The organism is Cryobacterium frigoriphilum (genome assembly GCF_004403305.1).
Taxonomy (GTDB): Bacteria; Actinomycetota; Actinomycetes; order Actinomycetales; family Microbacteriaceae; genus Cryobacterium; species Cryobacterium frigoriphilum.
Genome location: NZ_SOHE01000008.1, coordinates 1 through 23040, shown reverse-complemented (window position 1 = coordinate 23040; position 23040 = coordinate 1). Strand labels below are relative to the sequence as shown.

The window sequence follows — 23040 nt, the reverse complement described above, 5'->3', positions numbered from 1 at the left end:
GTTCGTCGCGAGCCCTCTGACCATCCATCCGTTGGGTTGCATCTGTTGGGTCGGGGCGGTGGGGGTGAAGCTGATGAGGTCGCTGATGCGCACGGCCGGAGTGCCTGGTGTGATGACGGTGACCGCGGTGAAGGCCGGGTCGCAGGGATCGCCGGCCATGCATGCCAAGACGAAGACGTCCACTCGGATTTCGACCAGTCCGGGGCCGGGTTTCTTGCTCTTGGTGGCGCGGTCGGCCAGAGGAATCGTCAGGTCGTCAACGATCAGCCACCGGGCTGGATCGTCGGCGAGGATTTTCTTCGCGAGGTCCTCCTGCCTCTTCTCCTCTGCGTCGGCCGTGCTCGTCTTATCGTTGCCTTTCGCGGCTTCAACGAATCCAACAACCTGCACCACGCCCGGAGCTATCGTCGATGTGATCGTGGGCTCAGGAACTGGGCCAGACGCTTGCAGGGCGGGCATTTCTAAGATTGCAAGGGTTGCCGCCCAGAAAAGAATGCGCCAACTAGAAGGGCGAATTAGCACACGCCATCACCCGTCCACGCGACCCGAGATCCCACGGTCAGCACGCCGGGGCGTCCCTGCTCCCAATCGAAACCCACCTCAAGCGCTGTTCGAGGGATGCGGTCGGCATCGACTTGTGACACGTCGTTTGCGTCGAGGACGTCGACTTGGGAGACATCAGAGCAAAGATAGAGAACGACCACACTCGTGCCGCTCGGAGCACTTTCATCGACCCGCTGTAGCATCACGCCGTCGAAAGTGGTCGTGCCCGTCGTTCGAAGGCCTGCAGCCCGGGCGTCGCTCAGATCCTGGAGCATCAAGTCCTCATAGCTTCCGGACGTAACGGCTTGCATCCGTTCGGGGTTGATGGCACCTTCAGCGGCGACGGCTGTGAACATCTCCTGGTAGGCGGCATAGGCCTCAATTGCGGCGGCGAGGGCTTCGTCGTCGTTGGCGAACACCGGAGCAACGGCGGTGGTCGGTGACGGCGTGGATGTCGGGGGAGCGGGCTCGGTGGCGGCGGAGCATCCGCTGAGGCCGACAGCTAGAGCGAGAGCAACGAGTTTCGGCAGAAAATTGCGGAAATGTGGTCGCATGCGGTCACCGTAGGGCACGGATGCCGTCCGTGGCAGTTATCCACAGGCCCAATCTCTGAAGACGGCCAGCGAATGCCGCCAAGTCGATGAATACCGGATGGATTGGCTCCTTTTCGGCGACGGATCCGCTTTTCGTGACGACCTGTGCTCGAGCGATCCCTGCACTCGGGCGGCACGATCGCACTTCTCCTGCTGCCAAACGGTGCTAGCGTGGGATCGTGCTGAACGGTCTGCTCCTCCTTAGCTGCCGCGACGAGTCCTAATCTGAAGGCCTCCCTCGTCGCGGAGTTTGTGTTGGCTGCTGACACCATCCGATCGAGGAGATCTAAGACAATGAAGAACAACCAGACCGCGTCCGCACTGCCGATCCACCGCTATCAGGCGTACCACGAGCAGTTCAGCGTTGACTTGCCCGACCGTACCTGGCCGACCAAGCACATGAGCAAGGCCCCGCGCTGGTGCGCCGTCGACCTGCGCGACGGCAACCAGTCGCTCATCGACCCGATGAGCCCCGAGCGCAAGCGCATCATGTTCGACCTGCTCGTGCGCATCGGCTACAAGGAGATCGAGGTTGGCTTTCCGTCGGCCAGCCAGACCGACTTCGACTTCGTTCGCAGCCTGATCGACGAGGGAGCCATTCCCGACGACGTCACCATCCAGGTCTTGACCCAGGCCCGCGAGCACCTCATCAAGCGCACCTACGAGTCGATCGCCGGCGCCAAGCAGGCCATCGTGCACCTCTACAACTCGACGAGCATCCTGCAGCGCGAGGTCGTCTTTCGCGAGACCAAGCAGGGCATCATCGACCTCGCACTGTTCGGCGCCCGCATGTGCAAGAGCATGGAAGCCACGATCCCCGGCACCACGGTCTACTACGAGTACTCGCCCGAAAGCTTCACCGGCACCGAGCTCGAATTCGCCGTCGAGGTCTCCAACCAGGTCATCGAGATTTTCGAACCCACCCCCGAGCGCAAGGTCATCATCAACCTGCCGGCGACGGTCGAAATGGCCACCCCCAACATCTACGCCGACTCCATTGAGTGGATGTCCCGCCACCTCGCCCACCGCGAGAACGTGCTGCTCTCGCTGCACCCGCACAACGACCGCGGCACCGCGATCGCGGCCGCCGAACTGGGCTATCTCGCCGGAGCTGACCGTATCGAAGGCTGCCTCTTCGGCAACGGTGAGCGCACCGGCAACGTCGACCTCGTCGCCCTCGGCGTGAACCTGTTCACGCAGGGCATCGACCCGCAGATCGATTTCAGCGACATCGACGCCATCAAGCGCACCGCCGAGTACTGCAACCAGCTTCCCGTGCCCGAGCGCAGCCCCTGGGCCGGCGACCTCGTCTTCACCGCCTTCAGCGGCTCCCACCAGGACGCCATCAAGAAGGGCTTCGAGTCGATGGACGCCCAGGCGGCCGCCGACGGATGCACGGTCAACGACCTCGTCTGGGCCGTTCCGTACCTGCCGATCGACCCCAAAGACCTCGGCCGCAGCTACGAGGCGGTCATTCGAGTCAATTCGCAGTCCGGCAAGGGCGGCGTGGCCTACCTGCTCAAGACCGACCACTCCCTCGACCTGCCGCGCAAGCTGCAGATCGAGTTCTCGGGCGTCGTGCAGACCAAGACGGATGCCGAGGGCGGCGAGGTCACCAGCGAAGAGATCTGGAACATCTTCAACGACGAGTACCTGCCCGCGGAGCACACGCACCCCGACGCCAAGTGGGGCCGCTTCGAGCTGTTCTCCACCCGAACGACGAGCGATCTGGCCGGCTCGGTCGACCTCACCGTCGACCTGCGGGACGGCGACGAGAAGAGCACCGTGACCGGTACCGGAAACGGTCCGATCAACGCGTTCCTGACCGTCATGACCGGACGCGGCATCGCGATCACGCTCTACGACTACGTCGAGCACGCCATGTCCGCCGGTGGTGACGCTCTCGCGGCGTCGTACGTCGAGCTCGACGTCAACGGCAAGCGCTACTGGGGTGTGGGCATCGATGCCGACATCTCGACGGCATCACTCAAGGCCGTCGTCTCGGCCGTGAACCGCGGCATCCGCGTCGAGCAGCAGCACGCCGCAGCCCCCGAGCTCGCCACGGTCTAGCCGTCACGGTCTCGTCACGGTCTAGCGAACCACGAATCGCCCCGAAACCTCACTGAGGGTTCGGGGCGTTCGTGTTTTCGGGTGCTCTTGTTCTTTGCTGCGGCGCCCCACTTTAGAAGTGGGCCGGAACCGAGTCGACGCGGGCATCCGTCGGTGCGCGCAGAATCGCATCGCAGTCGGCGATGGCCTGGCCGAGCAGCGCCTTCAGTCGCTCGTCCGGGTCGGTGATGCATGCCTCAGCGATGCCCTGCACCGACACGCGCAGGATGGAATCCGCGGTGTGGTTGGTGAATTTCGTTCGTGACCAGGACCGCACCGAGTAGATGAAGTCGTGGGCCCAGCGTTCGGCGTCGGGAGCCTGCGCGAATGCTTCCCGAGCCTGAGCGGATGCCCGGCGGCTGGCGCTCTCGTCGAGAGCGGCCAGACGCCGCTCGCAGGCGAGAATACCCACCGAGAGGGCGCGCTGACGTTCTGCGCTGGCGACGGGCAGTGCGGCCGTTGCGGCGCGCAGCGCCACGACCGGTGCCACCCGGCGGTCATCGCCCTTCAGGCCGATGACGGAGGGGATCAGGGAGGAGAGCCGGGAACGGGCGGTGTCCGACGTGCAGTCGTTCACCATTCTCGCGAGGGACGCGAGAACCGGATGCGTGCAGGCGGGATGGTCGCTCCATGATTCGCCCGCGAGGTACGAGGCGAATTCCATGAAGCAGCCGCCGCTGCGAGGAGTGCGATGCTTGCCGCGCGAGAGCACGGGCATCAGGTCGGGCGTTGTACCCTCGACCGGGATCATGAGATACCTCCATACTTACGGGAAATGTTTCCCCCAGTTTCCCCCCAGTTCGGGGATAAAACCAGAGCCAGTTCCGGCCACTATTGAGTGGGTCTTCGGGCGGGCCGGGCTATCCGCGCGCTGCCGGAGGCGGTAGAACTGTGCCATGACCGATCATCGTGCCCTCGCCCAGTGGATCGCCGGTTACCGTCGAGCCTGGGAATCCAATGCCCCCGCCGATATTCTGGCGCTGTTCACGGAGGAAGCGGAGTACCGCACGGAGCCCTACTCCGACCCGTGGACCGGCCACACGGAGATTCTCGCGGAGTGGCTCTCGGCGGCCGACGAGCCGGGGGAGACCAGCTTCGAGTGGACAACGCTCGTGCGTGACGATCAGGTCGCCGTGGTCGAGGCGACCACGGTCTACGCGCTCGGCCCGCGGTACCGCAACCTGTGGGTGATCAGGCTCGCGCCCGACGGCCGGGCGAGCGCGTTCACCGAGTGGTGGATGGAAGAACCGGGCGAAGCCTGAGCGCTGGTTCACGATCCAGGGGGGATACTGGACTGTGCCTGTTTACCGTGATGAAGCCGTCGTGCTGCGCACCCACAAGCTGGGTGAAGCCGACCGCATCGTCACCCTCCTGACCCGCCAGCACGGCAAGGTGCGTGCCGTCGCCAAGGGCGTGCGGCGCACCGGGTCGAAGTTCGGGGCCCGGCTCGAACCCTTCATGGTCGCCGACGTGCAGCTCTACGAGGGCCGCAGCCTCGACATCATCACCCAGGCCGAGTCGCTCGGCTCCTATGGCGCCCTGATCACGGCCGACTACGACAGCTATACCGCCGCGAGTGTGATGGTCGAAACGGCCGACAAGCTGACCGAGACCGAGGGCTCGCTGCAGCAGTACATTCTGCTCGTGGGTGCCCTGCGCTCGCTGTCACGGCGTGAGCACGGATCGGCGCTGACCCTCGACTCCTATCTGCTGCGTGCTGTCTCGATGGCCGGCTGGGCGCCGAGCTTCGAGGACTGCGCCCGCTGCGGCGCCGTCGCCGCCGACAGCGAGACCGGCTATCACAGCGCGATCGTCGTGCAGCTCGGCGGCGTGGTCTGCGACACCTGCGCCCCTCCCGGCTCACCGCGACTGGATCGCGGCACCATCGCCCTGCTGAGCTCCCTGCTCACCGGCGACTGGCCGCACGCAGAGTCGACGGATGCCCGCACCCGCTCTCAGGCCGGCGGCATCGTCGCCGCCTACACGCAATACCACCTGGGCCGCGGCCTGCGCTCGCTCGAACACGTCACCCGATGAAAGCGAAGTCCCCCCTGAATCCGTCAGTGCTGAACCTGTTCGCCGCCAAACCCGTCAAACCTTTCACGCACAAAGACGCCGTCGCTTTCAAACCCCTGGACTGGACCGGCCTGTACCCGCCGGCCCTGCCCGCGAAGGTCGTGCCGAACCACGTCGCCGTGGTCATGGACGGCAACGGCCGCTGGGCCAACGGCCGCGGCCTCACCCGGGTCGAGGGCCACAAGGCCGGCGAGGCGGCGCTGCTCGACGTCGTCGCCGGAGCGATCCAGCTGGGCGTGAAGCACCTCAGCGTGTACGCCTTCTCGACCGAGAACTGGAAGCGCTCGCCCGACGAGGTGCGTTTTCTGATGGGCTTCAACCGTGACGTGCTGCACCGCCGCCGGGACCAGCTCAATGAGTGGGGAGTGCGGGTGCGGTGGGCCGGGCGTAAACCGCGACTGTGGGCATCCGTCATCACGGAACTGCAGTACGCCGAGCAGCTCACCGCCGGCAACGACGTGCTCACCCTCACGATGTGCGTCAACTACGGCGGACGCACCGAGCTCGCGGATGCCGTGCGCGCCCTCGCCGAAGACGTCGCGGCCGGCCGGCTCAAGCCCTCCGGCATCACCGAGAAGGCCATCGCCCGACACCTGTACGTGCCGGAGATGCCCGACGTTGACCTGTTCGTGCGCAGCTCCGGCGAGCAGCGCACCAGCAACTTTCTGCTCTGGCAGAGCGCCTACGCCGAAATGGTCTTTCTCGACACGCTCTGGCCGGACTTCACCCGCGTCGATCTGTGGCACGCCGTTGAACTCTATGCCGCTCGCAATCGCCGTTACGGCGGGGCCGTCGACACGCCCACCGCCTGACCGGCGACGTGACCGGGAATAGTGTGGCGGCACATACGTTGCCCTCGGTGTGAGCAATTCTGAGAACAGCACCGTGACCCTGCCCGACACCACCGCGACCATCAAGGTCGATATCTGGTCTGACGTGCAGTGCCCGTGGTGCTACATCGGCAAGCGCAAGTTCGAGGCCGGCGCGGCCGCCTTCGACGGAGACGTCGAGGTCGAGTACCACAGCTTCGAACTCTCCCCGGATACCCCCGTCGACTTCGATGGCAGCCCGGTCGACTACCTCAGCCAGCGCAAGGGCCTGCCGGTCGCGCAGGTGCACGAGATGCTCGCCAATGTCACCGGCATCGCCGAGAGCGTCGGCCTGCACTACGACTACGACTCCGTGCACCAGACCAACACCGTCATCGCGCACGAGCTGCTGCACTACGCCAAGGCCCACGGCCGCCAGCTCGACATGAAGGAACGCCTGCTCAAGGCGTACTTCGTCGACGGCCTGCACGTGGGGCGCATCGAGGACCTCGCCGACCTCGCCGCCGAGATCGGCCTCGACCGTGCCGACGTCGTGCGTGCCCTGACGGCCAACGAGCACCTCGCGGCCGTGAAAGCGGATGTCGCCCAGGCCAACGCCTACGGCATCCAGGGCGTGCCGTTCTTCGTCATCGACGGCAAGTACGGCATCTCGGGCGCGCAGGCGCCCGAAGCCTTCACGCAGGCCCTGACGCAGGCGCGCGACGAGCGCTGACCCGCCCCGGGCCGGGCGACCAGAAACGCCTTTTCGCGCACCGGATCGGGCGGGATTACCTGCTCGGCCTGTGGGAAGCGCGGGGAACCCCGCCCGATCTGGGAGACTTGAACGATCATGACTTTCCCTTCCACGACCACACCGCTGCGTATCGGGCCGCTCGAGCTCGATATCCCCGTCGTGCTCGCGCCGATGGCCGGCATCACCAACACCGCGTTCCGCCGGTTGTGCCGCGAATTCGGCGCCGGCCTCTACGTGAGCGAGATGATCACCTCGCGGGCGCTCGTCGAGCGCACCCGCGAATCGATGCGCCTCATCAACCACCACGAGAGCGAAACGGTGCGTTCGATCCAGCTCTACGGCGTCGACCCGTACACGGTCTCCGAGGCCGTCACGATGCTCGTCGCCGAAGACCGCGCCGACCACATCGACCTGAACTTCGGCTGCCCGGTGCCCAAGGTCACCCGCAAGGGCGGGGGAGCGGCCCTGCCCTGGAAGCGCGGCCTGTTCCGTGACATCGTCGAGGCCGCCGTCACCGCATCTGGTGACGTGCCGCTCACGATCAAGATGCGCAAGGGAATCGACGCCGACCACCTCACCTACCTCGAGGCCGCGAAGGCCGCGCAGGGGGCCGGCGTCTCGGCGATCGCCCTGCACGCCCGCACGGCCGCCGACTACTACTCGGGCCAGGCCGACTGGTCGGCCATCACCACGCTGAAGAACACGATCACCGACATCCCCATTCTCGGTAACGGCGATATCTGGTCGGCCGACGATGCGCTGCGCATGATGAGTGAGACCGGATGCGACGGCGTCGTCGTCGGGCGCGGCTGCCTGGGCCGTCCGTGGCTGTTCGGCGACCTCGCCGCGGCCTTCCAGGGCCGCACGGTGACGATCCAACCCTCGCTCGGCCAGGTTGCGGCCGCCTTCTACCGCCACGCCGAACTTCTCACCGAGTTCTTCGAGAGCGAGGCTCGGGCCTGCCGCGACATTCGCAAGCACGTGGCCTGGTACTTCAAGGGTTACCCCGTCGGTGGTGATACCCGGGCGAGCCTCGCGATGGTCGAGTCGCTCGCCCAGCTCGCCGAACTGCTCGCCACCCTCGACGGCGACCTGCCCTATCCCGGTGCCGGCGCCGAGGGGCCGCGCGGGCGTGCGGGTTCTCCGAAGAAGACCTCCCTGCCCCAGTACTGGCTCGAATCGCGCGAACTGGTCGGCCGGGACCGACTGAACTTGACCGAGGGCGAAGGGGATACCAGCGGTGGCTAACGGCAACGGGTACAACGAACACGACGAGGCACGCTGGTTTCCCGAGGAGCACAGCTCGAGGCGCAGCGACTTCGCGCGCGACCGCGCCCGGCTGCTGCACTCGAGCGCGCTGCGTCGCCTCGCGGCGAAGACCCAGGTGCTGAGCCCCACGGCCGGCCTCGACTTCGCCCGCAACCGCCTCACGCACTCCCTCGAGGTGGCCCAGGTCGGCCGTGAGATCGCGCACCGCCTCGGAATCGACCCCGACATCGTCGACACCGCGTGCCTCGCGCACGACATCGGACATCCGCCGTTCGGGCACAACGGTGAGAAGGCCCTCAACAAGTGGTCGGCCGACATCGGCGGTTTCGAGGGCAACGCTCAGACCCTGCGCCTGCTGACGCGCCTCGAGCCGAAGGTCTTCGGAACGGATGGCCGCTCCTACGGTCTCAATCTCACCCGCGCGAGCCTCGACGCCAGCTGCAAATACCCGTGGCCGGTGAATTCCTCCGTGGCCGACCCCAGCGGGCGGGCCAAGTACGGCTTCTACGAAGACGACCTGCCGGCCTTCGTCTGGCTGCGCGACCAGGCTCCGCCCCGCCAGCTCTGCATCGAGGCGCAGGTCATGGACCTCTCCGACGACATCGCCTACTCCGTGCACGACTTCGAGGACGCGATCGTCAACGGCTACGTCGACGTCGCACTGCTCAGCAGCCGCGACAAGCACGACGAACTGCTCGCGACGATGTCGGAGTGGGTCGGTGACGACATGTCCGAAAACGACCTGCAGAAGGCGTTCAACCGGCTCGACGCCCTCGACGTGTGGCTCGACGGCTGGACCGCCGGCCGCCGCGACCAGGGCCGCCTGAAGAACCTCACGAGCCAGCTGATCGGCCGGTTCAGCGGCGCCGCGGTGCGCGCAACCCGGCAGGAATTTCCGGCGGAGAACTTCATCCGCTTCGGGGCGCACGTGGTGGTGCCGCGCGAGATTCAGGCCGAGATCGCCGTGCTGAAGGGCATCGTGGCGGCCTTCGTGATGACCCGCAACACCCGCAAACCCATCTACGTGCAGCAGCGTCAGGTGCTGACCCTGCTCGCCGACCGGCTGCTCGAGACCGGCGACCAGCATCTCGACCCCGGATCGCGCGAAGACTGGGCGGCCGCCACCGACGATGCCGCCCGCAAACGCGTCGTCGTCGACCAGGTCGCGAGCCTCACCGACCAGTCCGCACTGGCCTGGTACGAACACCTCGTGCAGGCCTGATGGCCGGGCTCATTCGCCAGGGCGACGTCGAAGAGGTCAAGGCACGCACCAACCTGGCCGACATCATCGGCGACTACGTCACCCTGAAATCCGCCGGTGTCGGCTCGCTCAAAGGGCTCTGCCCCTTTCACGACGAGCGCACCCCGAGCTTTCACGTGCGCCCGCAGGTCGGTTTTTACCACTGCTTCGGCTGCGGCGAGAGCGGTGACGTCTACTCCTTTCTGCAGAAGATGGACCACGTCACCTTCAGCGAAGCCGTCGAGCGTCTCGCCGCGCGCGTCGGACTCGAACTGCACTACGAGGGCGGCGCGGGCGCCGCTCCCGAACACGGCAACCGCTCACGCCTGCTGGCCGCCAACCAGGCCGCCGCCGACTTCTTCGTTGAACAACTCGGCAGCCCCGGCGCCGAGGTCGGCCGGGCCTTTCTCGGCAGCCGCGGTTTCGACGAGATGGCCGCGAGTCGGTTCGGCATCGGCTTCGCCCCGAAGAGCTGGGACGAACTGACCAAACACCTGCGGGGCCGGGGCTTCACGACCGAGGAACTCACCCTGTCGGGTCTGGTCTCGAGCGGTGACCGCGGCGTCTACGACCGCTTTCGGGGTCGTCTGGTTTGGCCGATTCGCGACATCACCGGGCAAACCATCGGTTTCGGCGCCCGCAAACTGCTCGACGACGACCAGGGCCCGAAGTACCTCAACACCCCGGAAACCCCGGTCTACCACAAGTCCCAGGTGCTCTACGGGCTTGATCTGGCCAAGCGGGACATCAGCCGCAACCAGCAGGTCGTCGTCGTCGAGGGCTACACCGACGTCATGGCCTGCCACCTCGCGGGGGTGACGACCGCGGTCGCGACCTGCGGCACCTCCTTCGGCGTCGATCACATCAAGGTGCTGCGCCGGGTGCTGAGCGACGACAGCGGCGCGGGTGAGGTCATCTTCACCTTCGACCCAGACGCCGCCGGCCAGAAGGCCGCGATGCGCGCCTTCGCCGAGGAACAGCGCTTCTCCGCGCAGACCTACGTGGCGGTGCCGCCCGAGGGCCTCGACCCGTGCGACCTGCGCCTGCACCGCGGTGACGATGCCGTGCGTCGTCTCGTCGACTCCAAGAAGCCGATGTTCGAGTTCATGATTCGGCAGCTGCTCAGCCAGTACAACCTCGAGACCGTCGAGGGTCGCGCCGCTGCCCTGCGTTCGGCCGCGCCGCTCGTCAGCGACATTCGCGACGAAACCCTGCGCCCCGGCTACACCCGCGAGCTGGCCCGCATGCTCGGCATCGACATGGTCGAGGTCTCCCGGGCCGTCGCCGCGGCAAAAGCCAAGGCGAAGGCCGGCACCGCGCGCGCCGACGGCTACCGCGACGGCAGCTCCGGCGCGGCGGGCGGCGACTTCGGGCGGCATTCCCCGGGGCCGGGCGATGCGGCATCCGTCGCCACCGTCAACGTCGAACGACCCTTCGCCCTCGTAGAACTGCCCGGTGACCCGGTGACCCGCCTCGAGCGCGACGGACTGATGGCGATGCTGCAGCTGCCGGTCATCGTCGGCGTCGAGATCGTCGGCCGGGCCGCGCAGACGAGCTTCACCCACACCGGCCTCGCCATCGTGCGCGACGCGATCGCGGCGAACCTCGACCATGCCGATCAGGCCGACTGGCTCGAACGGGTGCTGAACGATGTGCCGCCGCAGCTCGCGAACCTCGTGCACGAACTGGCCATGGCCAACCTGCCCGAGCGCAGCGAAAAAGAGGTGCACCGCTACGTGAAGGACATCACGATCGCCCTCATCGACCGGGACCTGCTGCGGCAGAAGGCCGAACTGCTCGGCCGGCTGCAGCGCGCCGACCCGGAACAGCGCGAGGTCTACGTCACCCTGCAGCGCGAGCTGGTGCGGGTCGAGGCCGAACGTCGCGGTCTGCGAGACGAATGAGTGCCGCCCCGGCCCGAACCATCGCCACCATCGGAGGGTCTGCCATGACGCCACCACGCCCCACGCCACGTTTTCGCCCCACCTCCCGGGGCGCTGTGATCGCCACCTGCCTGGTCGCCGCCGTCACGCTCGCCGGCTGTTCGGCCGAAACCCCCGTGGTCGACGGTGACGAACCCATCACGATCGGCACGACCGGTACCGTGACCGCCCTCGACCCCGCGGCCGCCACCGACGCGGGGTCCTTCGCCGTGCAGTCGCAGGTCTTTCCGTACCTGCTCTCGAGCCCGTACGGCAGCGCCGAGCTCGAGCCAGACATTGCCGAGTCGGCCGGTTTCACGTCGGCGACGCAGTACACGGTCGTGCTGAAACCCGACCTCGAGTGGGCCAACGGCAACGCGCTCACCGCCTCAGACGTCGTCTTCAGCTTCGACCGCCAGCGCACGATCAACGCGGCCACGACGGCCGGTGCCGACGGGCCCCTCGCGAACCTCGCGAGCACCGAAGCGCTCGACGAGACGACCGTTGTCTTCACCCTGACGACCGAAAACGACGCCCTGTTCTCCCGGGTGCTCGCCGGTGCGGCCGGCGCGATCGTCGACGAAGAGACCTTCGCGGCGGATGCCGTCACTCCCGACGACGACATCGTCGAGGCCGAGGCCTTCGCCGGCCCGTACACGCTCACCCGCTATGACCGCAACAACATGCTCGAGTACCGCGCGTTCGGCGGTTATCAGGGGCTGCTCGAGACGGCCCGCACCGAGGACATCGCCGTGAAGTACTACGCCAACGCGGCCAACCTGAAGCTCGACGTGCAGGAGGGAAACATCGACGTCGCCTGGGGCTCCCTCTCGGCCTCCGATGTCGACGACCTGCGCGGCAACGACGCCGTGACGGTCGTCGACGCGCCGGGCGGGGACATCCGCTTTCTCGCTTTCAGCGCGAGCGCCCAGCCCTTCGGCACGGCCACGCCCGAACCGGATGCCGCCCGGGCCCTCGCCGTGCGCGCGGCCGTTGCCGAGCTTGTCGACCGAGAACAGCTCGCGGCGCAGGTCTACACCGGAAGCATGCTGCCGCTGTATTCGCAGGTTGCGGCGGGGCTGGCCGGGGCGACCGAATCGCTCAAGGGGTTCTACGGCGACGGTGATGGCGGGCCAGACCCCGACCAGGCCACGCAACTGCTCACGGCCGCCGGCGTGACGATGCCGGTCGCGCTCACACTGAACTTCAGTTCTGAGCTGTATGGGGCGGAATCCGCGGCCGAGTACGCGCTCATCGAGGCCCAACTCGAGGCCACGGGAGCCTTCGCGGTCACCCTGCAGGACACCGCAGCGGCGCAGTACCGGGCCGAGGCAGATTCCTACCCGGCCTCGCAATCCGGCCGCACGCCGCAGTACGCCGATGCCGACACCTACCTGAGGCCCGTATTCGCCGAGGGAGCCGGTGCCGGGCTCGATCCGGCCCTGCTCGAGCTGATCGCCGAGCAGGCGACCACCGCCGATGCGGGGGAGCGCACCGCCCTCATCGAGGGCATTCAGGATGACCTCGCCGCCGCCCTGCCGACCCTGCCGCTGCTGCAGAGCACCCAGATCGCGGTGACCGGTGCCGACATCTCGGGCCTCGACGACACCCTCGACGCCTCGCTCACCCTGCGCTACGCCGCCCTCTTTCGCGAGTGAGCGGGGCGCATTGTGCACGTCGGCTACAGTCGACAGATGAGCACCGTTGCGCGTCCGGCCGTCACTGCCCGCCCTGACTCTCGCACCGGCGGGGTGTCTGCGTGACCAAGCGCGCGGCATCCGTTGCCCCCATTGTGGCGGACGATCTGACGATCGAGTATCCGCCGCACGGTGCCAGCCCCGCCTTCGTCGCCGTGCACGGGCTGAACCTGCGCCTCGCGCCTGGTGAGGTGCTGGGGCTGCTCGGCGAGAGCGGATCGGGCAAGAGCACGATCGGCCGGGTGCTCTCCGGTGACGGCTTCGTGGCCGATCCCGGTGCCGGTGTGCGACCCGAGATCACCGGCGGCGATGCGACCGTGCTCGGTCACCGGCTGCGCGGCATCAAACGGCGTTCCCTCGCCCGACTGACCTACGAGGTGGGACTGCTCGCGCAAGACGCCGCCGAGCTGCTGCCGCCGACGCTCACGGTCGCGGAGATCGTCGCGGTTCCCATTCTGGAGCGCGACCACCGCTACAACCGCAAGGCGCTCGGAGTGAAGGTCGCGACCATGGTCGACGCCGTGCGGCTGCCGCTGGCCGTTCTGAGCAAGTTTCCCTACGAGATGTCGGCCGGTCAGCGACAGCGCGTGGCGCTTGCCCGGGCGCTCGTCTTCGAACCGGCCCTGCTGGTCGCCGACGAACCGACCGCGGGCGTCGATGTGCTCGTGCGCGACGCGGTGATCGACGTCATCGCCGAGCTGCAGCGTGAGCGCTTGTTCTCAGCCCTCGTGATCAGCAGCGACCTCGCGGTGCTGCGTCGCGTCGCCGACCGCATCGGCGTGATGCATCAGGGCGTTCTCGTGGGCCTCGGCACGATCGACGAGGTCTTTGCCGATCCGTGGCACCCGTACGTGGCGCAGCTGGCCGCGGCGCTCGCGCCCGACGATGACGACGACTATGTCAGCGACAGCGAGCATGACCATGAGTGAGACCCAGCACCGCGCCGTTCTGGGCGCTCCGGTGACGCAGCTGCCGCCGGGGGAGCGGCCCACGGTCGGGCCGATCGCGATTCTGCCCGAGGCCACACCGGCCTTCACCCGGGCCGTGACGGATGCCGGCGGCACGCTGGCCCCGCTGTCCGCGGCCACCCGCGGCCTCGTCTGGCTCTCCTACCAGCGTGCCGGCGAGCTCGACCGGGTGCTGACCGAGAATCCGCAGGTCGGCTGGGTGCAGCTCCCCTGGGCGGGTGTGGATGCCTTCGCCGGCGTTCTGGCCGCTCACGCCCGCCCCGGCCTGACCATCACGAGCGCCAAGGGCGCCTACGCCCAACCGGTCGCCGAACACGCGCTCGCGTTGACCCTCGCGCTGATGCGCGTGCTGCCCAAGCGGGCACGGGCTCGCGAGTGGGATCCGGTGCCCGACGGGCGGTCGCTGTACCGCGCGAACATCGTCATCATCGGCGCCGGCGGCATCGCGCGGGAGCTGATCCGGCTGCTGGCCCCTTTCGACACCCGGATCACGGTCGTGCGCCGCAGCAGCGAACCGGTCGCGGGCGCGGCGCGCACGGTGACGAGCGAGCAGCTTGCCGCGGTGCTGCCGGGCGCCGACGTGCTCGTGGTCGCGGCGGCCCTCACCACGGGCACCCGGCACCTGATCGGCGCTCCCGAGCTGAGTTTGCTGCCCGCCCACGCCCGCCTCGTGAACATCGCCCGCGGAGGGCTCGTCGACACGTCGGCCCTGGTCGCGGCTCTGGCCACGGGAGCGATAGCCGGGGCCGCGCTCGACGTGACCGATCCGGAGCCGCTGCCGGCGGGGCATCCGCTCTGGAGTGAGGCTCGATGCCTGATCACGCCGCACATGGCCGACACGCCCGAGATGACGGCGCCGCTGCTGGCCGAACGAATTCGTCTGAATGTACGCGCTTACCTGATGACGGGCCGGTTTGTGGGGGTCGTTGACCCCCGTTTCGGATACTGAACCCCTGGCCGACGCGCCGAATCTCGAACCTGAATTTGCGCACGTGCCAGATCTTGGTAAAGTAGCAACGCTGTTCAACACAAAAACCTGTTCGCAGGAATGATGATTGCCAGTTCAGTTAGTTGCACCACCAGTATTCCTCGATAGCTCAATTGGCAGAGCAGCGCACTGTTAATGCGCAGGTTCTTGGTTCGAGTCCAAGTCGGGGAGCTAAAGGCCACTCAGGGCTCCACCCCGGGTGGCCTTTTTTAGTTCCCTCGTGCCGACGTGCACGAGCGCGACGAAAGGCACAGTTCGTGACCCCCGTACTGTTCACGAACGTCGCCCTCGCGGTGGCCGCCGCGGTATTTCTCGCCCTGTGGATCATCACCCTCGTGCGCTCCCGCCGCCGGGTCGTCAATCGCAACGCCGCCGAGCGGCAGCGCATCGACCTTGAGCTGAGCCTCGCCGAGCAGCAGGGGCGCCTCGGCATCATCCGCGAGCTGCAAGACGTCGCCGTGCTGTCGATCGCCCGCCTCATCACGCGCGCCGAGGGCGCCCGCTACATGGCCGAGAGCGATCCGTCGACCGCCGTGCGGGCCGCCACGAACATCGTCGACGAGGGCCGCGTCGCCCTCGCCGACATGCGCCGGGTGCTGACCATCGCCCGCGAGGGCGAGGCCGTCGCCGCGGCCCAGCCGGGACCGCAGTCGGCCCGCGACCTGTTCCGGGTCATGCGTGACGCCGGCCTGGTCGTGAACTTCACCGAGTCGGGGGAGCGTTTCGAGCTCAAGCCCGGTGCCGAACTGGCGATCTATCGCATTCTGCAGAGCTCCCTCGCTAACGCGCTCAAGCACGGCGGCCTCGGCACCGAGGCTCGGGTCTCGTTCGCGTGGACCCAGGATGGCCTGCAGATGCTCATCGACGACGACGGCATTCGGGCCGCCGCCCGCCGCGACAGTTCGAGCGACGACGAGGTCGCCGCGCGCACCGCGTACACGATCGACGACGACCTCAAGGCCCTCAGCGAGAGCATCGCCGGCGCCGGCATCACGCAGATGCGCGAGCGCGCCCAGCTCTTCGGCGGTGTCTTCAATGCGGGCACGGTTCCGGGCCTGGGCTTCTCGGTCTCCGCCGTTTTCCCCGCCCTGCGCTTTCACAACGGCGTGCACGGCGTCGACCTCTCGCGCTAGCGCCCGCCGCCGTGACCAGAAACGACGCGACCAACGACGACCCGACCAACGACGACGCGAACAACGACGACCCGACCAACGACGACGCGAACGCGTCATTCGAACCCCTCGCGGTGACGGATGCCCGCAATCACCGCCTCGCCGTGCGCGCCGGTCTCGCGGTCGGCCTGGCCACGGCAACCTACGGCGTCTCGTTCGGTGCCCTGTCGGTCGCGGCCGGCCTGTCGATCTGGCAGACCAGCTTCATCAGCCTCGTCATGTTCTCCGGCGGCTCGCAGTTCGCCCTGATCGGCGTGCTCGCCGCCGGAGGCCTCGCCGCCGGCCCGGCCGCGATCGCGAGCGCGACCCTGCTCGGCGTGCGCAACAGCCTCTACGGCATGCGCACCGCCCCGGTCGTCGCCGGCGGTCGCTGGAACGACAGCTGGTACAAGAAGCTCGCCGCCGGTTGGCTCACCATCGACGAGTCGACCGCCGTCGCACTCGCGCAGCCGACCGCGACCAGCCGCCGCACCGGGTTCTGGGTGACGGGCCTTGCCGTGTTCATCGGCTGGAACCTCACGACCCTCGCCGGCGCCCTCATCGGCGATGCCCTCGGCGACACCCGCGCCTACGGGCTCGATGCCGCCGCGGCCGCCGCCTTCGTCGGGCTGCTGTGGCCCCGGCTCAAGCGTCGGCAGGCCGTCGCGGTCGCCGTGGCCGCCGCCGTGGTCGCGGCGCTCCTCACGCCCGCACTCATGCCCGGTGTGCCGGTGCTCGTCGCGGCCCTCGTCGCCGTGCTCGTCGGATTCTTCAACTGGTTCGGCCCCCGAACATCAATCCCCGGTGAGCGGATGCCGTCGTGACCCTCTGGCAGATCATCATCGCGGCATCCATCGCCGTGCTCGCGCTCAAGCTGCTCGGCTACCTGGTGCCGCCCGCGCTGCTGCACAAGCCGCGGCCGGCGCGCATCGCCGACCTGCTTACCGTCGCGCTGCTCGCGGCGCTCATCGCCGTGCAGACCCTCGGCAGCGGTCAGGCCATCGTGCTCGACGCTCGGGTGCCCGCGGTGATCGTCGCCGCCGGGCTGTTCGCCCTGAAGGCGCCGTTCATCGTCGTGGTGATCGCGGCGGCCGCCGTGGCCGCCGCGATCCGCGCCCTCACGTAGGTCGCGTCAGCCCTCGAGGTCGTCGACGCCGGGCATCCAGCTCAGCCCGGGCACGCCCCAGCTGCGCTTGCGCGTAATTTTCGCCGCAACCTTCGCGTGCGCGTGTTCGAGGCGGTCCACGTAGAGGGTGCCGTCGAGGTGGTCGTACTCGTGTTGAAAGATTCGGGCCAGCCAGCCGTCGGCGCGAATCTCGAACGGCTTCTGGTCGAGGTCGACGGCGCGCAGAATGGCCGACTGGGCCCGGCGCAGCGGAAACCGCTCTCCCGGAAACGACAGGCAGCCCTCGTCTTCGTTCGGGTCGTCTTCGTCGGCCTCGCCGGCGGGTACCGGAGTGATCCACAGCTCCGGATTGATCGCCACTCCGCGCCAGAGCACGTCCTGGTCGTCTTCGAAGCTGTAGGTGAACAGACGCAGGCCCACACCCACCTGCGGCGCCGCGAGTCCCACCCCGGGCGCCTTATCCATCGTTTCGAACATATCCGTCACCAGTGTGCGCAGCGTGTCGTCGAATTCGACGACGGATGCTGCGGGGGAGTGGAGAACGGGATCCCCGGAAATTACTATCGATCGCACGGCCATTTGACAAGAATATCGGCATGGTTCTGGATAGGGTCGACAAGTGATGACCGACCTGACTGATCTGGCAGCGGAAATCACCATCGACCCCCGGCAGGCGATCGGTATTCCGCTGGCACTCGTCGGCGCGGTTTTTCTCTCGCTCGGTGCACAATTTCAGCACCGCGGAGTCACCAAGGTCGAGGCCAACACCGTCGAGGCCACGGGCGGTTTGAACCCGCGGCAGCTCATGCTGCTGCTCGCGCGGCCGTCGTGGGTGTTCGGTTCGCTCATGCTGGGCCTGGCCATTGTGTTCCAGCTGTCGAGCCTCGCCTACGCTCCGATCATCGTGGTACAGCCGCTCGGCGCCGTGGCCCTGGTTCTGACCGCCGTGCTCAACGCCCGGCTCAGCAACGTGAAACTCAACCGGGCCTCGATCATTGCCATCGTCATGTGCGTGGGCGGAGTGGGCCTGTTCGTCACCGTCGCGGCGTTCACCGCCGTCGACAAGCCGGTGACCGACGAGAACCTCGTCACGATCCTCGTCGTGCTCGCCGCGGTGCTGACCCTGTTCGGCTTCGCCTTCGGGTACCTGCGCCACCGTTTCAAGGCGATCTTCTACATTCTCGGGGCCGGGGTCGTCTACGGCTTCGTCGCGACCCTCGCGAAGGTCATCATCAACCGTATCCAGAACAGCAACTTCGAGTGGCTGACGCTGCTGTGCGTTCTGGGGCTGCTGCTGGCCGCGTCGCTAGGTGCCTACTTCGTGCAGAACGCCTACGCCTCCGGACCGCCCGACCTCGTGATCGCCGGTCTCACCGTCGTCGATCCGCTCGTCGCGGTCGGCATCGGCATCATCGTGCTCGGCGAGGCCTCGCAGGCCCCGCCCTGGGCCGGGGTGGCGTTCGTCGTCGCCGGTTCCCTCGCCATTTGGGGGGTTTTTCGTCTCGCCCGCTACCACCCCCAGTTAGACCGCTGACGTGCCCGAAATCGGGGGCGCGCCGAGCATCGAGGCGCAATGTGGGCGTGTCGGTTTAGTATGGAGCGTCAGTAGACCTCGCCGGCGAGTCAACGACGCCCAGATTTCTCGCCGGACGATGATCCCCGGCACAACAACGTAGGGACCACGACACGTGCCAGATTCGACCGATTTGCAGAGCGAATCGTCGCCTGAGGCCACGCCTCGGACAGCCAGCCCACACGCCCGCAAGCCCATCCGCGTGCTCATCGCCGCCGATACCTTTGCGCCCGACGTGAACGGTGCCGCCCGATTTGCCGAACGCCTCGCGGCCGGTCTCGTGGCGCGCGGCCACGAGGTGCAGATCATGGCGCCGGCTGCGTCCCGCAAGCACGGCAGCTGGATGGAAATGCACGAGGGCCAGCCCATGATGGTGCACCGTCTGCACAGCTGGCGCTGGTACCCGCACGACTGGCTGCGGTTCGCCCTGCCGTGGATCGTGCGCCGCGACAGCCGCCGCATTCTCGACGCGTTCCGACCGGATGTCGTGCACTTTCAGTCGCACATCAACGTGGGGCGCGGGGTGTCGATCGAGGCCGAAGCGCGCGGCATCCGCATGATCGGTACCAACCACTTCATGCCCGAGAACATGGTGAAGTTCTCGCTGATTCCGCTGGGCTTTCAGGACCGTGTCATCAAGGCCGCCTGGCGTGCCGCTCGCCGTACCTTCGGCCGGGCCGCTGCCGTCACCACGCCCACCCTGCGCGCCGCCCAGTTCTTGAAGAAGTACACCGGCCTGCGCGAGGTGCACGCCGTCTCCTGCGGTATCGACGCCGACAATTATTCGCCCAACTTCGAGCCGCGCACCGAGAATCGCATCCTGTTCGTGGGGCGGGTCACCGGTGAGAAGCAGATCGACGTGCTGCTGCAGGCCGCCGCCCTGCTCGCACCGACCCTGAAGGCCCAGATCGAGATCGTCGGCGGGGGAGACCAGAAACGCAACCTCGAGCACCTGGCCGACACCCTCGGCATCCGTGATCGTGTTACCTTCACCGGCTACGTGACGGATGACGAGCTGCGCGCGGCCTACTCCCGCGCCACCGTTTTCGCCATGCCCTCGATCGCCGAACTGCAGAGCATCGCGACGATGGAGGCGATGGCCTCTGGCCTGCCGGTCGTCGCGGCGAACGCGATGGCCCTGCCGCACCTCGTGCACGATCAGCAAAACGGATACCTGTTCGCCCCCGGCAACGCGCAGGACCTGGCCGACAAGCTCACGACGGTGCTGACGGCGACTCCCGAGAACCTGGCCGCGCTCAAGCGTGAGTCGCTCAAGCTGATCGCGACGCACGATATCAAGCGCACGCTCAACACATTCGAATGCCTGTATCGTGGTGAGCCGGTGGCCGTGCTGGTCGCCGACGATGCCTCGACACACGCAACGGACTAGTTGCTCGTGTGCGGCATGGGGCGGTAGCTCAGCTGGTTAGAGCAGCGGACTCATAATCCGTCGGTCCCGGGTTCAAGTCCCGGTCGCCCTACAAAAAACGCACCCCCCCCTCGCTGATATGTGTTGTTTGTTGTCAAGTGGGCATTTTTGAGTAGCGCTCGTAGTGCTTGACTGGGTGATGAGGGGTCGGGCCGGGAGCGCTTTTCTCCCGGTTTGATCCCTTATCGGCCATTCTGCGCTGCGGGCGCTGCGGTGGTGAGGAGCTGAACGTCGGTGGGTCAAGGGCCGAGCGTGTTGGGCGAAAGTCGCGTCAACGCACGGTCGGGCTGATATGCGCGGGTTGGTTACCGCAGGACGACGTATTCGACAGGAGCGCGGTGCACTGGTCTGGTCTCGGGCGTCGCACGCGGGTGATGCGTGTTGCCCACAGCGAGGTAGTGGGTTCGCTCCTCGTGAGTGTCGGCCGGTTGACCCGCCGACGTTCAGCAGTCTCGAGAGGGGGGGCGTTAGCTCTCCATCACGGCCAAGGACCAGCACCAGCCGGACAGCTCGCGGGCGATCGCGACGTTAGCGGTCGGGCCGTGTTTGCGGCGCAGGATGAACTTCTTCCACTGCTGATTCAACCGTTTATTGCCGGCTTGGCCACGGAGGACCGCGGCCTGGGGTGCTTTGGCCCAGCGGGCCTGCAGCACCGATCGCGGGCCGGGGTTGTAGGGCTTTTGATGGAGCCAGGCCGCCTCGATCAGCAGCCGGCGCAGGTGGCTGTTCCCGGTCTTGGTGATCGAACCCAGCCGCCTCGTCGACCCGGACGAGGACTCCGAGGGCACCAAACCAATGAAGGAGCCGATGGTTTTACCCGTGAAGCGGTGCCAGTCCGGGATCTCGGCGGCCAGACTCAACGCGGTCAGCGGTGCCATGCCGACCAAGCAGCCCAGTCGGTTGACGATGGGGGTGTAGTCCGAATTTGCGGCGATCGCCTCGATGTCTTTGTCGAGACGGGCCCGACGGGCCGCGGTCTGCACGACCGTTTCGTAGTAGGCATCGAATGCGCTGAGGAACGACGGGTCCCCGACGCGTTGCCGGCGGAGCCAGGCGTCATGCTTGCCCGTCCATGCTGTCCCGTCGGAATACACAATCCCGCGCCGCAGGAGCAATTTGGACAGCCGATGCTGAGCGGCGCCGAGGTCATGCCGGCAGTCTTCCCGGCTCCGGACAAGGTCACGCACGCATTCCTGAGCTTCGCTCGGGACCTCGACGATGGTCACTTCCCCCACCCGCAACAGCCGGGCCAGATACAACGCGTCGCGGGCATCGGTTTTCACTTTGTCTCCCGAGGGCCGCATCAACTTTGATGGCGCAACGACGACACACTCGATGCCGATCAGGTTCAGCATCCGGGCCAGCCCGAACCCTGTCGGTCCGGCCTCATACGCCACCCGGATCGGTCCCGGCAACCCGCGAACCCACGCGATGACGTCACCGACATCACCGCCGAAACGGTGCCGCAACACTTCGCCGGTGGCTTCATCAAGCGCACAACCCGACACGGATCGGGCATGCACATCCAAGCCAACGAAACTACGATAAGTACTCATCTGGGGCCTCCAACCTCATCGATAGAACGGGCCAGCGCTTCCCTCCAAACGAGTGCTGGTAACCACCGTTCTAGCCTCCGGAGGCCCCAGTCTCAAGAACTGGCCACACACATATTGTCTGGTCGAGGCGCGTGTTTCGGCGGGCTCAACAACCGGCGAGCGATCGAGACCCGTCCCGCTGGTCGAGGCGCGAGGAACGAGCGATCGAGACCCGGCGGGACGTTCTACGAAAATCTCCATCCGTTGGTCGAGCGCGTGTTTCGGCGGGCTCAATGACCGGCGAGCAGTCGAGACCACCGCGAGACGGTCTCGCCAAGCCGCCGCCTGATGGGCCGGGGATGACCTCGAAGCGGGAGATCCGCTACCGAATCTCCGACGTTCTCCGATGGCTGGACGCCCTCCATGAGCCTGACCCCAGCGCAGACATCCGAAACGGCAAGCGGTGATGGCCGGACGACCGCGATTACCCATCGGCACGTTCGGCTCGATCACAACCGTCAAACTGGGTCCCGCTCGATTTCGGGCGACCACCGTATTTCACGACTGGGACGGTCGGTCCCGGCAAGTCGGAGCGACACGTGCGAGTCGAAACCAGGCCCAGGCAGTGCTGAAGGTCGACTTGGGCGCGCGGATGCGTGCGGGAGGTTTCGCTGGCGATTCTCTGAATCCAGGCTCACCCTTTTCTCTGCTCGCCGCCGCCTGAATCGATGACGTGATGCACGACGTCGACCGTTCCCAGGGCACCAAGGAAACCTACGAGCGCCAACTGCGGGGGCTCGTACTGCCGTTTTTCGAGCACTACACGATCCGGGAGGTGACTGTCGGGCGCGTTGAGATGTTTTTGAAGCAGCAGCGTGAGCTGTCCTACTCGCGCGCCAAGCACGCCCGCAAAACATTCGGCATGATCATGGCCTTCGCGGTCCGGCGAGAGATCATCACGCGCAATTCGGTGAAGGAGGCATCGCGCATGAAGAAGCCGCCGCATACCCCGAAGGCGCTGACAACAGAGCAGATCGCGGCCATCCGACTCGCGGCGCGCGAGTGGCGCTCACAGGAGGGCAGGGACGTAGAACGCGACAGAACTGGGGCCGAACCACCCGGCCCCGAGTGCGTCGCCGCTGTGTCACACGGGAACCCATAACGGGACAATGAATAGGCCCGACTTTTATTTGTCTGTGAAGTGCGCGACAACCTCAAGACGAAGCGTCTCCAGCTCCCAGCCTTCGATCTGCTCCGC

General features: G+C 67.0%; 22 protein-coding genes and 2 tRNA genes. 19 read left to right on the top strand and 5 right to left on the bottom strand.

The features are described 5' to 3' along the window. Positions 1 to 393 (bottom strand): hypothetical protein (locus E3T55_RS01290; protein ID WP_206751380.1); only part of this gene is annotated, 393 nt, incomplete at its 3' end. A gap of 122 nt (positions 394 to 515) precedes the next feature. Further along, positions 516 to 1097: a hypothetical protein gene (locus tag E3T55_RS01285; RefSeq protein ID WP_134517774.1), complete on the bottom strand. Its 582-nt coding sequence runs from the start codon at positions 1095 to 1097 to the stop codon at positions 516 to 518. 333 nt (positions 1098 to 1430) lie between these two features. On the opposite strand from E3T55_RS01285, the gene leuA reads away from it, so the two are divergent. Then, entirely contained in the window at positions 1431 to 3206 is a 1776-nt protein-coding gene (leuA, locus tag E3T55_RS01280) for a 2-isopropylmalate synthase (RefSeq protein WP_134517773.1), read from the top strand. Between the two features lie 112 nt (positions 3207 to 3318). Here leuA and E3T55_RS01275 read toward each other — a convergent pair whose 3' ends face one another. Beyond that, positions 3319 to 3996, bottom strand: coding sequence for a hypothetical protein (locus E3T55_RS01275; RefSeq protein ID WP_134517772.1), 678 nt, complete (start codon positions 3994 to 3996; stop codon positions 3319 to 3321). A gap of 145 nt (positions 3997 to 4141) precedes the next feature. On the opposite strand from E3T55_RS01275, the gene E3T55_RS01270 reads away from it, so the two are divergent. From E3T55_RS01270 to E3T55_RS01205, 14 genes are all read left to right on the top strand, one after another. Further along, positions 4142 to 4507 (top strand): nuclear transport factor 2 family protein, encoded by a 366-nt coding sequence (locus tag E3T55_RS01270; RefSeq protein ID WP_134517771.1) that lies wholly within the window; start codon positions 4142 to 4144, stop codon positions 4505 to 4507. A gap of 34 nt (positions 4508 to 4541) precedes the next feature. After that, complete coding sequence (gene recO, locus E3T55_RS01265; RefSeq protein ID WP_134517770.1) at positions 4542 to 5282, top strand: DNA repair protein RecO; 741 nt, start codon at positions 4542 to 4544, stop codon at positions 5280 to 5282. Continuing rightward, positions 5279 to 6133, top strand: a complete 855-nt coding sequence (locus E3T55_RS01260; RefSeq protein WP_134517769.1) for an isoprenyl transferase — start codon at positions 5279 to 5281, stop codon at positions 6131 to 6133. The genes recO and E3T55_RS01260 overlap by 4 nt, the downstream gene beginning before the upstream one ends. Positions 6134 to 6182: 49 nt before the next feature. Continuing rightward, complete coding sequence (locus E3T55_RS01255) at positions 6183 to 6863, top strand: DsbA family oxidoreductase (protein WP_241992774.1); 681 nt, start codon at positions 6183 to 6185, stop codon at positions 6861 to 6863. Positions 6864 to 6980: 117 nt separating this feature from the next. After that, entirely contained in the window at positions 6981 to 8132 is a 1152-nt protein-coding gene (gene dusB, locus E3T55_RS01250; protein ID WP_134517768.1) for a tRNA dihydrouridine synthase DusB, read from the top strand. Then, a complete protein-coding gene (locus tag E3T55_RS01245; RefSeq protein WP_241992773.1) occupies positions 8125 to 9375 on the top strand; it encodes a deoxyguanosinetriphosphate triphosphohydrolase in 1251 nt (416 codons plus the stop codon). Before dusB ends, E3T55_RS01245 begins: the two co-directional genes overlap by 8 nt. Next, a complete protein-coding gene (gene dnaG / locus E3T55_RS01240) occupies positions 9375 to 11297 on the top strand; it encodes a DNA primase (protein ID WP_134517766.1) in 1923 nt (640 codons plus the stop codon). The genes E3T55_RS01245 and dnaG overlap by 1 nt, the downstream gene beginning before the upstream one ends. A 44-nt stretch (positions 11298 to 11341) precedes the next feature. Continuing rightward, positions 11342 to 12973 carry an ABC transporter substrate-binding protein gene (locus tag E3T55_RS01235; RefSeq protein ID WP_134517765.1) on the top strand — a complete coding sequence of 544 codons (1632 nt, stop codon included), beginning with the start codon at positions 11342 to 11344 and terminating at the stop codon, positions 12971 to 12973. A gap of 101 nt (positions 12974 to 13074) precedes the next feature. Beyond that, a complete protein-coding gene (locus tag E3T55_RS01230) occupies positions 13075 to 13941 on the top strand; it encodes an ATP-binding cassette domain-containing protein (protein WP_241992772.1) in 867 nt (288 codons plus the stop codon). Further along, positions 13934 to 14929: a D-isomer specific 2-hydroxyacid dehydrogenase family protein gene (locus tag E3T55_RS01225; RefSeq protein ID WP_241992771.1), complete on the top strand. Its 996-nt coding sequence runs from the start codon at positions 13934 to 13936 to the stop codon at positions 14927 to 14929. Before E3T55_RS01230 ends, E3T55_RS01225 begins: the two co-directional genes overlap by 8 nt. A 137-nt stretch (positions 14930 to 15066) precedes the next feature. Continuing rightward, a tRNA-Asn gene (locus tag E3T55_RS01220) sits at positions 15067 to 15139 on the top strand. An 86-nt stretch (positions 15140 to 15225) separates the two neighbouring features. After that, entirely contained in the window at positions 15226 to 16101 is an 876-nt protein-coding gene (locus E3T55_RS01215) for a sensor histidine kinase (protein WP_134517763.1), read from the top strand. Between the two features lie 113 nt (positions 16102 to 16214). Further along, positions 16215 to 16943 carry an AzlC family ABC transporter permease gene (locus tag E3T55_RS01210; protein ID WP_134517776.1) on the top strand — a complete coding sequence of 243 codons (729 nt, stop codon included), beginning with the start codon at positions 16215 to 16217 and terminating at the stop codon, positions 16941 to 16943. Continuing rightward, positions 16940 to 17245 (top strand): AzlD domain-containing protein, encoded by a 306-nt coding sequence (locus E3T55_RS01205; RefSeq protein ID WP_134517762.1) that lies wholly within the window; start codon positions 16940 to 16942, stop codon positions 17243 to 17245. Before E3T55_RS01210 ends, E3T55_RS01205 begins: the two co-directional genes overlap by 4 nt. A gap of 6 nt (positions 17246 to 17251) precedes the next feature. Here the strand turns inward: E3T55_RS01205 and def are convergent, their stop codons facing one another. After that, a complete protein-coding gene (def, locus tag E3T55_RS01200) occupies positions 17252 to 17824 on the bottom strand; it encodes a peptide deformylase (RefSeq protein ID WP_134517761.1) in 573 nt (190 codons plus the stop codon). Positions 17825 to 17867: 43 nt separating this feature from the next. Between def and E3T55_RS01195 the strand changes: the two genes are divergently transcribed. From E3T55_RS01195 to E3T55_RS01185, 3 genes are all read left to right on the top strand, one after another. Then, positions 17868 to 18779, top strand: coding sequence for a DMT family transporter (locus tag E3T55_RS01195; RefSeq protein WP_134517760.1), 912 nt, complete (start codon positions 17868 to 17870; stop codon positions 18777 to 18779). Between the two features lie 154 nt (positions 18780 to 18933). Continuing rightward, positions 18934 to 20208: a glycosyltransferase gene (locus E3T55_RS01190; protein WP_241992770.1), complete on the top strand. Its 1275-nt coding sequence runs from the start codon at positions 18934 to 18936 to the stop codon at positions 20206 to 20208. A gap of 17 nt (positions 20209 to 20225) precedes the next feature. Then, positions 20226 to 20299, top strand: a tRNA-Ile gene (locus E3T55_RS01185). Positions 20300 to 20714: 415 nt separating this feature from the next. Here the strand turns inward: E3T55_RS01185 and E3T55_RS01180 are convergent. Next, positions 20715 to 21803, bottom strand: coding sequence for an IS110 family RNA-guided transposase (locus E3T55_RS01180; protein WP_134517759.1), 1089 nt, complete (start codon positions 21801 to 21803; stop codon positions 20715 to 20717). A 712-nt stretch (positions 21804 to 22515) separates the two neighbouring features. Between E3T55_RS01180 and E3T55_RS01175 the strand changes: the two genes are divergently transcribed. Further along, positions 22516 to 22944, top strand: a complete 429-nt coding sequence (locus E3T55_RS01175; protein WP_134517758.1) for a hypothetical protein — start codon at positions 22516 to 22518, stop codon at positions 22942 to 22944. The last annotated feature ends 96 nt before the right edge of the window (positions 22945 to 23040 follow it).